The sequence below is a fragment of the Paenisporosarcina sp. P4_B8 genome, from assembly GCF_056402175.1.
This window is the reverse complement of the sequence record NZ_JBFUHX010000001.1, coordinates 192,628-207,424: the sequence shown is the minus strand read 5'-3', so window position 1 is coordinate 207,424 and position 14,797 is coordinate 192,628. Positions and strand designations below refer to the sequence as shown.

Here is a 14,797-nt window from a genome sequence, read left to right as displayed (position 1 = left end):
TTAAGCATAAAATAGTTCATCTAAAGGAGGATGAATATTAAGAAACAATTAAAGATTTTCTTATTTGCGTACATATTCTTTTGGCTGCCTGCACAATTTGCCGGAGCTGAAGAAATAAAAGTAGAACCGAAAATTTCTAAATTCAACATTGAGGCATTATTTGATGATTCCAAGGACTTTTATAGTAATCAATTAATTGTAAACTTCAAAGCTTCAGCTACTGGTAGCGAAAGGAAACAAATTCTGGACTCTGTAAATGCAAAAGAACTTTCGATACAAGTAAATGGAAAGTTCGCCCTCGTTTCAACGCCAAAGAGCTCTGATTTATCCGCAGTGGCGAAGGAATTATTGAAACATGAACAAGTCGAATTTGTTGAACCAAACTATCAATTGGAAAATACGTTTAGACCAAAGGATCCATCGTATTCAAAACAATGGCATTTAAAGAAAATTCATGCCTCCAGTGCTTGGGATCAAACAAAAGGAAGTTCTGGAGTTATTGTTGCTGTAATTGATGAAGGTGTTCAAACAAATCATCCTGATTTAAAAGGAAAATTTGTCTCTCCTTATAATGCAGTAACCGGAGGAACCTCCTTTTATTCTGGAGACCATGCAACACATGTTGCAGGCATTATAGCGGCATCCTTCAATAATTCGGGAGGTGCCGGAGTCGCCCCGAATATTAAAATCATGCCAATCAATGTTTTTACAGGGGATTCCGCGAGTAGCTATGATGTTGGTGAAGCCATTATTTATGCCGCTGACCACCATGCTGATATCATCAATTTGAGTCTAGGTGGGAGCTATACCTACGCAATGGATTACGCCATACAATATGCAAAAGCAAAAGATGTATTGATTATTGCGGCTGCAGGTAATGAAAAAAGTTACGAATTGATTTATCCCGCTGCACTTGATGGCGTCATTGGGGTTAGCGCCACTGATTCGAATGACGAAATTACCGAGTTCTCAAATTATGGAAGTTATATTGATTTAGCTGCCCCTGGCGAAGGTATTTTTTCTTCTCTTTCAGGAAGTAAATATGGAGCATTGGACGGGACGTCTATGGCGGCTCCCGTTGTTTCAGGAGTTGCTGCTTTGGTTCTTTCTAAAAATCCTTTGTTAACCTCTGATCAGCTAGAAAAAATCCTTACTAAGTCTTCAGTCGATTTATACCATAGAGGCTGGGACAATTTTTATGGATATGGTCGCGTTGATGCATATCGGGCACTTCAATTCACTACTTCAGCCATATCAAATCTCAAATTATCCTCTACAAAATTTACGATGAATGGATCAAATAAGACCGCTTTTTCATTTGAAGGTGTTAAAGGTTCAAAAATCTCGTTGTATCTTCAGAACTCGAAAGGCACCACCATCAAAAAATTCGTCTCCTATAAGGATTGGTCCGGGGGGAAGTTTTCGGCATCATGGGATGGAAGAATGGATAATGGCATGTATGCTTCCACCGGTACTTATAAAATAATAGCTGCAGTAAGCGGCAATGGTGAAAACCTTCATTTATCTGCTACTTTGAAAGTAATTGATAAAATAGTTCCATCTATTAATTTATCTGGATCAGTCAACTATTCCCCTACTGTTACTGGAAAATTAACTGTTCCCTACGAATTGAATAAGAATGCCAAAGTTACTGCCTTTATTAAAGATAAAAATGATAAGATCATTAAGATCATCTTAAACAATTCCTCTGTTTCTAGAGGTCAAAGGACTGTTCAGTGGGATGGGAAAGACAGCGAAGGTAACCAAGTAAAAGATGGAGTTTACAGCCTTGAGATGTCACTGGTCGATGCCAACAAAATAAAAGGCACCTCTCGCAAGTTCAGCATCACCGTGGACACAATAATTCCAACAGGAAAAATAGCTTTGTCTTCGGAACTGATGAAGTTAAATGGGTCTTTGCTGAACATGGGCAAAATCGATGTGAGTGAAGCCGTATTTTTAACCGCTTATGTTGCAAATGATAATGGAGTCAAAGTCAGAAAAATTGATACTGAGAAATCCATTAAAAAAGGAGCATATTCATTAAGTTGGGATGGGAAAAATGACAATTCAGAGTTTGTAGCTGAAGGAAACTACCACTTATTAATCGAGCTTCTTGACAGTGCTGGAAATATAGCATCTTTGAAATCCGCAACTTTCGCCTTTCAGGATTGGAATCAGCCCGTTATTGAAGGCGCTGCAAGTTACTTTTTTACAAGTGACGGAAAACAAACTTTTTCATATAAACTAAGCAAGCCCGGCATCGTCACCATTCAACTATTCAAGAATGATAATTTGGTAAGCACGATAGAGCAGAATGTTTCCAAATCCCAAGGAAATCAATCATTCGTTTGGGATGGAAAAGACCAGTCTGGAACAATCCTTCCAGACGGACAGTACTCTTATAAAATTTCAATTGTGGATGCATATAACTTATCCCAGACATACAAAGGAATTATGAATATTGCTTTAACGCAAATTGAAATTCAATATCCTACTGTTGTTCAGTTTTTTGATGACGATACAGCAGAAATCTTCTATAAATTATCTCAGCAAGCAAATGTCACAATAGAGATTTATGACGGCAATACCAAGATACGGACTATTATTAGCGACAAGAAAACTGACAAAGGAATTAATCATTTTATATGGGATGGTTATAATGACAATGGTGATCTGGTCTATTCAGACGAATTAATATATAAAATAAAAGTCATCAATACTTCAGGCAACGAACAAACAGTATTAGGAAAAATTACAAATGATGACCTGCCTATTTGGCTAGTAGATCACAAGTACACTTTTTCTTCATCAGATAATTATTCTACCTACTACACGCATCTAAAATTGACACTTGTTGTAAAGGCTCCTGTAAAAGTTGAATTATTTGTATGGGATTCCTACAACGACTTAATCGACGAAAAAGAATATAACTTAAAAAATGGCATCAATAATTTAGTCTATGCCAAGTTCCCTGTTGACTCTGTGAACACTTACGGGTTGCTATATACAGACTCTTTAGGCAATCAATATTTCTTTACGATTGAAGAAGCATACTAGAATTGTTTGCACAAATACGAAAGGGAATCTCCATGTCACTGGAGATTCCCTTTTATTCTTACCGCTAAAACCCTTTTTCAAGAGCCTTTACCGACCGCTAGCAACATTTTCTCTGGATAATCAGTAAAAATCGCATGTATACCAATTTTCTGCAAAGCAATCGCATTCTCAACATCATTCACGGTGTAGACGCGAATGATCGCTCCTTTTACTAATGCCTCTTTCGTCATTTTGCGAAGGGCAGTTGGAAGGAATATATGCAGAGCGTCCGCTGGAACGAAACGTGCGTAGTCATATGCATCCACCAGTACTTCCATAGTCAATATGGCGACTTCAATATGAGGAGCTAGTTTCTTGAAATCACGGACTGCTTCGTGATCAAACGATGAGACGACGACCCTTTCCGCCATTCCCATCTTTTCAATCACGTGCAGCACTTTCTCCCCCATGCCTTCATATGGAAATATATCTGATTTCAGCTCGATATTGATGTGATGCGGTGTATGTTGGAAAACCGTTAAAACTTCTTCCAACGTAGGAATCGTTTGTCCTGCAAATTCACTTCCAAACCAGCTACCGTAGTCAAAAGCACGCAGTTCCGCTAACGTTAAGTCTTTTACATACCCTACACCATTGGACGTACGGTCAATTGTTTCGTCATGAATTACGACTAGTTCTCCATCTTTTGTTAGATGGACATCGAATTCTACTCCATGAATATCGAGTCTGGCCGCTTCTTCAAATGCAGCGAGTGTATTTTCAGGAAACGTGCCTGATGCACCGCGATGTGCATAAATCTTCATGTGACGACCTCCTTAAATTTCTGTACGTAAAGTCCATAGTTCCGGGAAGAAATATTGGTCCAGCACTTTTTTTAAGTAATTCACACCTGAAGAACCACCTGTCCCCATCTTAAAGCCAATGATTCGTTCGACTGTTTTCATATGTCGGAAACGCCACTGTTGCAGCCAGTCTTCGATATCCACGAGCTTCTCCGCTAATTGATAGAGTTCCCAGTATTGATCGACATCCCGGTAGACGGTCTTCCATGCTTCCAATACACTGTCGTTTGGCTCATAAGGAGTCGATACATCTCGCAGAAGAACTTCTTCATCAATAGGAAGACCTGCACGAGCCAGCTTTCTGATCGCCGCATCGTATAAACCTGGTTGATGGAATGCATCTGTCAACGTGTTCAGTAATGCTTCATCTTTTTCATAGATTTTCAGCACATGCTTCGTTTTATAGCCGAGTGCAAACTCAATCATACGATATTGATACGACTGGAAACCACTTGCATTGCCAAGTGACGAACGAAACTCCATGTATTCCGCAGGTGTCAAAGTGGACAGTACATCCCACCCTTGTATGATTTGCGTCTGAATCTTCGATACGCGCGCTAATTGTTTGAACGCTGGTTGCAAATCGTCATTTTCAATATTTTTAATGGCTGCACGCAATTCATGCAAAATCAGCTTCATCCATAACTCTGAAACTTGATGAATCATAATAAATAATGGTTCATCGTGGTGATCGGTTAAACCGTCCTGCGCTGTCAGTAATTTATCGAGATGAAGGTACTCCCCGTACGTCATGTTTTCTTTAAAATCTGTATGTAGTCCCGCTTCTCCAAGTGCTGCGCGGTTTTGACCGTTTTCCATTGGTTTCTTATCCATATTAAAATCCCCTTATTGCTCTACTTTCACTCAACTCATCTAGTTGTATTATGACATGAGATTTGCTATTTTAACAGACTACTCGAATTTTTTGAAAATTCTTATTGCATGGAATTACCAAACTATGGTACAATTCTATTCTGTTTTCAAACCCCAACATCTTCGGAAAAGCGCAATGCGCCTTTTTAGCTCGTCACCAGCACGGGAAGAACCGATGCGAAAGCCTGATTTCGTCTGAGGTTTAGGAAGGAAGGCTAATTGCGCGACATCGTGTCGCAACGCCTTCATGACCCACATCCTGTGGGCCCAAGCTTAGGAGTGAGCTGGCGCATGAAGCTAGACATTTCATACTTGCAGGACGCAAAATCTTCATATCGGAGGACTGTATGACACAGAAACATCCTGATTTTGAGCAAGAGCAAGAGCGCCTGACCTACACTAAACACTATATGCAACAGTTACTCGACGAATCGAAACGTGATGTGAAATCAGCACAGGAAAATATACGTCACGCAATGGCTGATTTAGATTATTTGGATTCCAGTTTAAGCTACATGAACATTTTAACTAACGCACGGTTTTTCGAAATGGCCCGCTCTCAAAAAGAAGGACTAGAAGCCATTCAGCAAAAACCTTATTTCGCACGCATTCATTTCCAAAAAGACGGTGCAGACAGCGAAATGCTGTACATCGGAAAAACTTCTTTATTTCATAGGGAAACGCAGGAACCGATTATTGTAGACTGGCGTTCGCCAGTGGCGAATGTGTATTACGATGGGCGACTCGGGGATATCGAATACGATGTACGGGAAGACACTTTTACCGGTCACCTATTTTCAAAACGCCAATACAACATTGAAAAAGGCGAATTGCAGTCCGTACGCGACATCGATTTAACGACCAATGATGAGCTTTTACAAGAAGCACTTTCAGGTAAAGCAGATGTTCGCTTGACTGAAATTGTGTCGACCATTCAAGCTGAACAAAATGAAATTATTCGTGCTCATTTAAAGCAACCCATTATTGTGCAAGGCGCGGCAGGCAGTGGAAAAACGACCATTGCATTGCATCGAATTTCGTATTTCCTCTATACGATGGGCGAACATTTCCCAGCCGAAAAGTTAATGATTTTAGCCCCATCAAAACTGTTTATGGACTACATAGCAGATGTATTACCTGAGCTCGGTGTCGGTCAAATATGCCAGACAACTTACACTGAATATGTCTTGAACGCCACTGGTATAAAAGTGAAACTTAAAGATGTGAATTTGAAGCTTTCAGCATTAACTGAACAAGAAAACCCTGATGAAATGATGCTTTGGATATCTCAGATGAAAGGCTCTCTTTCCTATACACTGTTAGTAGACGCCTTTCTATATGAATATGAAAAATTGATAGCCAACCAATTCGAAGATTTATATATTGAGAAATACTGCATTATGCGTGGTTCGAAATTAAGAAAATTATTCTTATCCGATTTTGCCTATATGCCACTAGAAAAACGGTTGGAACGAATCAAGACGATCTTGCAATCGCATGTGCGACAAAAGAAAAAAGAAATCCTGAATGTATTAAACAAGAAATACGAAGATGCCCTTGATAAAGCGTTGGTCGTTCGTGATGATGCAAAACGCAAAGCGGAAGTGACAAAATTCATCGATGAGCGCGATCGCCGAATTCCATTAATCGAAAAAGAATCCAAGACCACGGCCAATGTTTACATGAAACGTTTTAAAAAAGCCAACATCAAAAATATGTATCGTGAGTTCGTCACAAATGGGAAGTTAATAAACGAACATGCCACACTTTGGACAGCGGAACAGAAAGACGCGTTTCTGCGAAGCCATTCGATGGAGTCATGGGAAATAGAAGACTTGGCACCWCTTTATTACATGCACGCCAAGATAAAAGGCATTTCGGACAAGTGGAAAATGCGTGTCGTCTTCATTGATGAGGTCCAGGATTACAGCGTATTTCAACTGGCCGCCCTCAAAGAGGGCTTGGAGACGGATATGTTTACAATGGTTGGAGATTTGGCTCAAGGCATTCATAGTTACCGTGCCCTCACTTCCTGGGAGCCGATTATTGAATTATTCCCCCGTGCCACTTACACGACTTTGCAAAAAAGCTATCGAACAACAATTGAAATCATGGAAATGGCAAATAGTATTTTGATGCAGATGGACGAAGACTTACCATTGGTGGAACCCGTCGTCCGTCATGGCATCGATCCGCAGTTCCACGAAATGAAGATGATTGATGGCAATCGGATTGTCACTTTAATGGACGAAGTCCGAAGTCGTGGTCATCGTTCGATTGCTCTTATCTGCAAAACGACGGCAGAGGCAAAAGCTGTTGCGAAGCACCTTGATGATTTCCTTGAGATTCAGTTGCTGAGTGATCATTCGGATATACACCAGGAAAAGCTACTCATTGTGCCGAGCCATCTAGCAAAAGGGCTTGAGTTCGATGCAGTTATCGTTGTGGCGTTTGACAACCCGTTCCGCGAACATGCAATCGACCGCAAGCTTTTGTATGTCGCGATGACTCGCCCTATGCATGAGCTACATTTAGTCGGACCAAATCGGGAACATTTTTTATTGCCCGCTACATCAACTAAATCGTGAAATCTATTCTGACGTTTCTCTTACCCAGGAGAAACGTTTTTTCTTTTCCTCTTGCATCATTTGACAATTCCATGTATTGTTTAAATCGTAATCATTACTATTTACATTAAATCATGAAGGAGCGAACATATGCAAACTCAAATTCCGGTTACCGTGTTAAGTGGGTATCTTGGCGCGGGCAAGACAACTGTATTGAATCACTTACTTGCTAATAAAGAGGGAAAGAAAATCGCGGTAATTGTCAATGATATGAGCGAGATTAATATTGATTCTCAACTGATTCAGGACGGAGGTTTTTCACGTACGGAAGAAAAATTGGTGGAGCTGACAAATGGCTGCATTTGCTGTACCCTGCGTGAAGACTTAATGATTGAAGTGGAAATATTGGCGAAACAAGGCGATATCGATTACATCGTAATTGAATCGACAGGTATTTCAGAGCCGATTCCAGTTGCACAGACTTTTACATATATCGATGAAGAAGTGGGAATTGATCTTTCTCTGTATTGTCGCTTAGATGCCATGGTTACAGTGGTGGATGCCTTCCGTTTCTGGAGTGATTACGAAAGCGGCGACTCTTTGTTTGAACGCAAACAAACGGATGATGAACACGATGTCCGTGACGTATCCGATTTATTGATTGACCAAATTGAATTTGCCAATATTATTTTGATCAGTAAAACTGACTTGGTGACTGAAGAATATGTACTTGCGTTCCAATCATTCCTGAAGAAAATGAATCCCGACGCCATTTTAATCCCAATTAAAAAAGGTGATGTTCACCCTTCAATGCTTTTGGATCAACGATTATTTGACTTCGAGCAAGCCAGTCAATCAGCAGGATGGATTAAGGAGTTAAATGAAGAACATGTACCAGAGACTGAAGAATACGGAATCACTTCATTTGTTTACAAACGAAAACGTCCTTTTCACCCCGAAAGATGGCATGCTTGGTTAAGCGCATTCCCACAGGAAATTGTCCGCTCTAAAGGATTTTTCTGGCTGGCCACACGTAATAAAATGGCTGGATTACTGTCACAAGCAGGCAATTCCCTTCAATTCCAAGGAGCTGGATATTGGATTGCTTCTCTTCCGAGAGCTGAACAAAGAATGATCATACAAGATGATGAATCTGTTGCTTCAAGATGGGACGAAAAACATGGAGATCGACAAACGGAAATGGTTTGGATTGGTCTCGATATGGACCGTGAGAATATTGGAGCACAGCTGGATTCCTGTTTGCTGACAGATGAAGAAATGACTAGTGATTGGTCCACATTTGCAGACCCATTACCACCTTTTGTGGCTGCTAATTAATGCAGGGGCTCTATTCAAAATAATGTTACTAATAAACAGAAAAACCCCACTGCAACTTAATTTGCAATGGGGTTTTTCACGTAATAATCAACTTGCAATACTGGTTTAAAACCTGCTTTTTTATAAACCGATAATGCTTTGTCGTTGTCAATTTCCACATCGAGCTTAACGAATTCACAATTTCTTCGCTTTCCTTCTGCTTGTGAAAATGCCAACAATGCGGAACCAATGCCTTGACCTTGTCTTTCGGAATCTGTAGCCAACGCAGTTACCCAAAGAGTTTTTCCATCTTCCACAAGTGTTAAAGTACCGACGACTTGCTCCTGTTGCTTCGCTACAAAAACATGTCGTGAAGGGTTTGATGCATTGTAATCCAGCAATGTTTGCACTTCATCTTGTGTATCGCCAAATGCATTCATTAAAATACGTGTAAGTTCCTGAGTTTCATCCGTTAATGGTACGACATCCACCGCAGGATTTTCTTCTGCTGAATTCACGTCTGCTTTCAACGTCGCTTCAGAGAAGTTCCACTCATAGCCTGCGTGTTGCAGAAAAGCTGCACCGGCTTGGGATTCTTTCATATTCAATGCAAGCTCACCTTCAGCGCCCCGTACTTCCAAATTATGTTGCAATTCTTTTATCAACGCCTGCCCGAGCCCTTGTCTGCGATATTCCGGGTGGACCAGTCCACTCCATTCATAGGAGTGAATACCAATCATATCAATGGCCGAAACAACTCCGACCACATCGTCTTCTGCATATGCAAGCACTGCAAAGCCTTTAGTTACTGGATCCGTCATGACGGGAATATTTAAGACTTGGTCGTAATTGGCGCCTTCTATTTCTTCATTTGCACGCAGGAGTCCCTGTATTTCACTCGATGTTTCTACATCTAAAGGGAACGAAACTGTCAATATGGCAATATCCACAAGTATTTCCACCTTTCTTTCATTGTTGTGACTAACGTGTTTCATTATGGTAACAACTGTTTATTTCCTCCCACAATCGGTTATATAATAGCGACAGTTTGATTTTATGGAGGAGTTAAATCATGGATAAGAAACGATTATCCTGGGTGGACGTGACAAAAGGATTTTTAATGATTCTTGTCGTAATCGGCCATTACCCAGGGCAACTTGATTTCCCTCTTGGGAAGTATATATATTGGTTCCACATGCCTGCCTTCTTTATTTTAAGCGGGATGTTTTTTAAACCTGTTCTGGAAAAAGGGCTTTTAAAACAAGCCATTCATAAACGTTTTATGCAATTAATCGTACCATATTTGTTTTTCCTTGTAACGATTACGGTCATTCGCTATGGAATGGAAATCGGTTCAGGAAACATGGATATATCATGGTATTTGAATGATATTTGGACACTTGTAATTGGAGGACGATTTGCACGTGGTGCTTATGGAGTTTTCTGGTTTGTAACAACGTTGTTCTTTACGTATTTGTTCTTCTTATGGATGACAAAATACTTCAATCGTATGAAACAGATTGTGATTTTAGCTGTCTTCTACTTAATCGCTCATTTGGAAAGTTTGTTTGCGATGCAAGTAATTGGTGGTGCGCCTGATAAAGCTTCTCAAACCATTCCCATGATTTGGAATATCGACGTAGCACTAATGGCGGTTGTCTATTTTGCACTTGGATATTATATGAAGAATATTTGGATGAATATTACGAAGCCTTGGTTGATTTCAGGGTTTATCGGAACGGTTTCCGCCGTTTCGCTCGATTGGTTCGGCGTAATCGATTATCACTTGAGTATGAAGTTCCTGCGCTATGAACATGCGGTTTTGGATTTAGTCATTCCGATTTCCATGACACTATTTTTTGTCGGATTATTTCAATGGGTTACTTCCCACATGTCATTGAAGTGGCTGCAACAAATTGAAAAGCACTCAATTTCTATTATGTATCTCCACATTTTCACAGATATCGTATTGAATGATTACTTCAATTACGGAATCATTGGATTTACGGCATTTGGATTGCTGGTACCGATTGTTGCATCAATACTCATTCAAAAACTGGTCCCTTACGGCAGATTGTTCCTAGGCGGTTTTTCTCCGAAAAAACGCCTAGCTGCTAAACCAGTGAAATTAAAAGAAGCTGAGCCTCAATACTAGAGGCTCAGCTCAGACTGTAGACAAACTCATTAATTTTGAGTTTATCTGCAGTCTTTTTCATTTAAACTAAAATTCAGACGAATCTGAGCCCTTTCCTGCGGACGAACGCCTCAATCTCCTCGACCTAAAGGTCTGCGGGGCTTTCGCCATCCGTATTTCCGCGGGAGTGGCTCGGATTCCTTTCCTTTTTTTAAAAAATACATACTTAAGGTGACTACAATGCTTTCAAAACATAATTCCATTCAACGAGACCAAATTTAAATGTTTTTATATGTGCGATTCCGTCAACATGTTGTAATACAGCCCTTTTTGGGTCACGAGCTCTTGTTGACTTCCAGATTCAACGAGTTGTCCTTGATCCATTACATAGACAACGTCTGCCTTTCTGACGGTATTCAATCGATGAGCGATAACAAAACTCGTCCGGCCTTCCATCAATCGTTCCAGTGCTTCCTGGATTTTCATTTCGGTCACTGTATCGATGCTGCTAGTTGCTTCATCCAACAGCAAAATGACGGGGTCCGCTACCAGAGCGCGTGCAATTGACAGCAATTGTTTCTGGCCTTGACTGATTTCCCCTCCATCTGCAGTCAGGACCGTGTTGTATCCTTCTGGTAACTTAATGATGAAGTCATGTGCATTTGCTTGTTTGGCAGCTTCTATCAATTCTTCATCCGTTGCATTCAATCGGCCGTAACGGATGTTATCTTTTACTGTAGCCTCGAATAAAAATGGATCTTGCAAGACAAATGCAATTTGACTGCGCAATGTTTGGCGAGCCAATTGGTCAATCGGGATATCATCAATCCGTATTTGACCATCATTCGTTTCGTAAAAACGGGCCAGTAGCTGCATGATGGTCGTTTTTCCTGCACCTGTTGCACCGACCAATGCGGCTGTTTCTCCAGGATTCAGGATAAAACTGACATCACGAATCGTATGTTCAGCATCTGATTGTTCATATTTAAAGGAGACACGATCGAACTCGACTTTTCCTTTTAACACAGTATCTAATTGAGTCGTGGCTTCATCTTTTTCAATCGGTTCATCAATAATGGCGAATACCCGCTCCGCTCCGGCAATTGCAGAAAGGACGGTATTAAATTGATTCGCCAGGTCATTCAAGGGGCGGGTAAACTGACGCGCATATTCAGAAAAAATTACGATAGTACCAATCGATACGTGACCGTTCAGGGCAAGCAAGCCGCCAACACCCGCAACGATGGCAAAGCTGGCATTGTTCAACATGTTCATTACTTTCGGGATGAAACCTGAATAAGTCAACGCCCAAAATCCGGTATGGCGTAGGCGTTCACTTTTTACAATGAACTCATCAGTGACGCGTTCCTCCTGCGAGAAAGCTTTGACGATTCGCTGACCCGAGATTGTTTCTTCAATCATGCCGTTCAATTCCCCAACTGCCTGTTGTTGCTGTTTGAATAGTATCCCTGTTCGTCTTGTAATCCATCTCATGGAGAAAAACATGACCGGAATGATTGTCATGGTCAGCAATGTCAGTAAAGGACTTAACGTCAGCATGACAATGACGGTTCCGGTTAGCGTTAAAATACTCGAGAACACTTGAATAAATGAACTATTTAAAGTGGCACTGACGTTTTCAATGTCGTTCGTCACACGGCTCATGAGTTCACCATGCTGACGTTTATCAAAGAAAGATACAGGCAACTTTTGAAAATGGGAGAAGAGATTCGTTCGCATCCGATAAATGGTTTGTTGCGCAACGCCGATCATCCAATAGTTCTGGAAAAACATCGACACCGAGAGGAAGAAATAAATACCTATCAACCACATCATCATGTTTTGCATACCTGCAAATTGACCTGGCACGATATACTCATCGATAATTTTCCCAAGTAAATAAGGCCCAACTAAAGCTAGAGTGGAACTGACAACGACGAGCAACAAAACCGTAATCAATAGTGCACGTTGTTCATCCACGAGGTGCCAAATTCGCTTCAATACACCTTGCCAGTCCCCTGCCCGTTCTCCTTTTTTCTTTTTGACAGGGGTAATATCTTCTTTCGTCAGAACCGGCTCGTAGCCAAATGGTTTAGTTAACATCTGTCGCATTTACTTCCACCTCCTGTTCTTGTTGCGACTCCGCAATTTGACGGTATAATTCGGACGTTTCGATCAGTTCCTGATGAGAGCCATAAGCAGCAATCCGTCCATTGTCGAGTAAAAGGACACGGTCTGCGCCTTTTGCAGTACGGATTTTTTGCGTAATGACGAGCATGGTTGCTTCTTCTTTATCCAATGCTTCCCAAAGCAATGCTTCGGTTTTCACATCCAGCGCACTAGTGCTGTCATCCAACAGAAGAATTTCTGGCTTTCGGACCAACGCACGTGCGATGGACAGTCTTTGTTTTTGACCGCCGGACAAATTTACACCTTTTTGACCAACACGCGTATCATAGCCTTTCGCGAACTGTTCAACAGAAGAATGAATTTGCGCTTGCTTGGCAGCTTGTTCCAATTCTTCTGTTGATGCTTCGACTTTGCCCCATGCCAAGTTTTGATAAATGCTTCCCGTAAACAACAGTGACTGCTGGGGAACGAGCCCTATGGCTTGTCGTAATTGATCCAACGGCCATTTGTTAACGTCTTTCCCGTCAACTGTAATGGAACCCGAGGTTACTTCAAAAAAGCGCGGGATGAGTTGCATCAAAGTGGATTTACCGGCGCCGGTAGCTCCCATGATGGCCAATTTCTCGCCAGATTTCACATCAAATGTAATATTGTTCAGCACTAGTTCAGAAGAATTCGGGTAGCTGAACGTCACGTTTTTGAAACTAATTTCACCTTTAAGGGCTTCATGCATTTTACCTGTTTCTTCATCGCGTTCCAGCCCTTCATTGACCAGTAACACTTCTTCCATGCGTTCTGCAGAAGCTTTCGCACGGGCAAATGCCATGATAATAAAGGCGAACATCGAGAAAGCCCCCGTCATACGCATTGCGTAGTTGACGATTGCGACCAACTCGCCAATTTGGGCATTGTTCGATTGAATTTCACGTGCACCAAACCAAAGAACTGCCAGCAAACTGATGTTCATGACGAGTAGAAGAAGTGGAAGAATGATTTCCATAATGCGAAGTGCTTTCACTGTATCCATTTTGAGGAGGTTCGACACTTTTTCAAAACGAGAAGACTCGAACGTACCGCGCAAATATGCTTTAACCAACCGTACTGCCTGGAGGTTTTCCTGTAGGACACGGTTCACGCGGTCGAGTCGAACTTGCACAAGTGCAAAAAAACTGACCCCTTTTTTCACCATAATATAGAGAAAAATCAGTAGGAATGGTGCCCCGATTACAAGGAACATCGCGAGGTAGGCATTGACGATAAACGCCATAATGACACTGCCGAGTACGAGTAAAGGCGCCCTCAACATAATACGCAAACTCATAAAGAGTACGTTTTGCACCATGGTGACATCACTTGTAAGCCTCGTGATTAAGCCAGCAGTCGGGAACTTCGTAAACGTCGCAACTGTAAACTGCTGTACTTGCTTGAATAAAGCACTGCGGACATCAAAAGCAAAACTTTGTGATGCATGCGACGCAAAGAAAGAGTTTGTCGCGCCAGACAAGAAAGCGACGAAAGCCATGAGCATCATGACTCCTCCCCACGTCCAAATAACAGACTGATCACCTTGCATAATGCCATCGTCGATTATTTTGGCTATAATGAGTGGCTGTACAAGCTCGACAGAAAGCTCGATTAGCATGAGGAAAAGCGCAATGGCAATTGGCCATTTATATGGTCTGACATAAGAAAATACGGTTTTCACTAGATGCCCCCCTGAAACTTCTTCGTTAAACGAATTAATTATCTGATTGTTCACTATTATGCCACAATGAATGAGTAAAAGGTATCATTCATTGTGATGAAATGTTCTCTGTTGGATACGATTTTTGGGTGAGCGGTTGCTTAGTTGGAATCACCCCGAATTGACACTC

General features: G+C 41.3%; 9 protein-coding genes. 4 read left to right on the top strand and 5 right to left on the bottom strand.

What is annotated here, in order from left to right; translation table 11 throughout:
- The first annotated feature begins 30 nt into the window (after positions 1-30).
- On the top strand, positions 31-3,060 hold the full coding sequence (locus AC1DSK_RS01000) for a S8 family serine peptidase (RefSeq protein WP_477546212.1): 3,030 nt from the start codon (positions 31-33) through the stop codon (positions 3,058-3,060).
- A 77-nt stretch (positions 3,061-3,137) separates the two neighbouring features.
- Here AC1DSK_RS01000 and AC1DSK_RS00995 read toward each other — a convergent pair whose 3' ends face one another.
- Together AC1DSK_RS00995 and kynA are read right to left on the bottom strand one after the other, a co-directional pair.
- Entirely contained in the window at positions 3,138-3,863 is a 726-nt protein-coding gene (locus AC1DSK_RS00995) for a glycerophosphodiester phosphodiesterase (protein WP_477546211.1), read from the bottom strand.
- A gap of 12 nt (positions 3,864-3,875) precedes the next feature.
- The gene (kynA, locus tag AC1DSK_RS00990) at positions 3,876-4,736 is read right to left on the bottom strand and encodes a tryptophan 2,3-dioxygenase (protein ID WP_477546210.1); all 861 of its coding nucleotides are present in this window, start codon (positions 4,734-4,736) and stop codon (positions 3,876-3,878) included.
- 386 nt (positions 4,737-5,122) lie between these two features.
- Here kynA and helD point away from each other — a divergent pair, with 386 nt between their 5' ends.
- On the top strand, positions 5,123-7,363 hold the full coding sequence (helD, locus tag AC1DSK_RS00985; protein WP_477546209.1) for an RNA polymerase recycling motor HelD: 2,241 nt from the start codon (positions 5,123-5,125) through the stop codon (positions 7,361-7,363).
- A 129-nt stretch (positions 7,364-7,492) separates the two neighbouring features.
- Complete coding sequence (locus tag AC1DSK_RS00980) at positions 7,493-8,680, top strand: GTP-binding protein (RefSeq protein ID WP_477546208.1); 1,188 nt, start codon at positions 7,493-7,495, stop codon at positions 8,678-8,680.
- A 56-nt stretch (positions 8,681-8,736) separates the two neighbouring features.
- Here the strand turns inward: AC1DSK_RS00980 and AC1DSK_RS00975 are convergent, their stop codons facing one another.
- Positions 8,737-9,609, bottom strand: coding sequence for a GNAT family N-acetyltransferase (locus tag AC1DSK_RS00975; RefSeq protein ID WP_477546207.1), 873 nt, complete (start codon positions 9,607-9,609; stop codon positions 8,737-8,739).
- 122 nt (positions 9,610-9,731) lie between these two features.
- Here AC1DSK_RS00975 and AC1DSK_RS00970 point away from each other — a divergent pair, with 122 nt between their 5' ends.
- On the top strand, positions 9,732-10,814 hold the full coding sequence (locus tag AC1DSK_RS00970; protein WP_477546206.1) for an acyltransferase family protein: 1,083 nt from the start codon (positions 9,732-9,734) through the stop codon (positions 10,812-10,814).
- A gap of 267 nt (positions 10,815-11,081) precedes the next feature.
- Here AC1DSK_RS00970 and AC1DSK_RS00965 read toward each other — a convergent pair whose 3' ends face one another.
- Both AC1DSK_RS00965 and AC1DSK_RS00960 read right to left on the bottom strand, forming a co-directional pair.
- Positions 11,082-12,905 carry an ABC transporter ATP-binding protein gene (locus AC1DSK_RS00965; protein WP_477546205.1) on the bottom strand — a complete coding sequence of 608 codons (1,824 nt, stop codon included), beginning with the start codon at positions 12,903-12,905 and terminating at the stop codon, positions 11,082-11,084.
- Complete coding sequence (locus tag AC1DSK_RS00960) at positions 12,886-14,628, bottom strand: ABC transporter ATP-binding protein (protein ID WP_477546204.1); 1,743 nt, start codon at positions 14,626-14,628, stop codon at positions 12,886-12,888. The genes AC1DSK_RS00965 and AC1DSK_RS00960 overlap by 20 nt, the downstream gene beginning before the upstream one ends.
- Between the last annotated feature and the right edge of the window lie 169 nt (positions 14,629-14,797).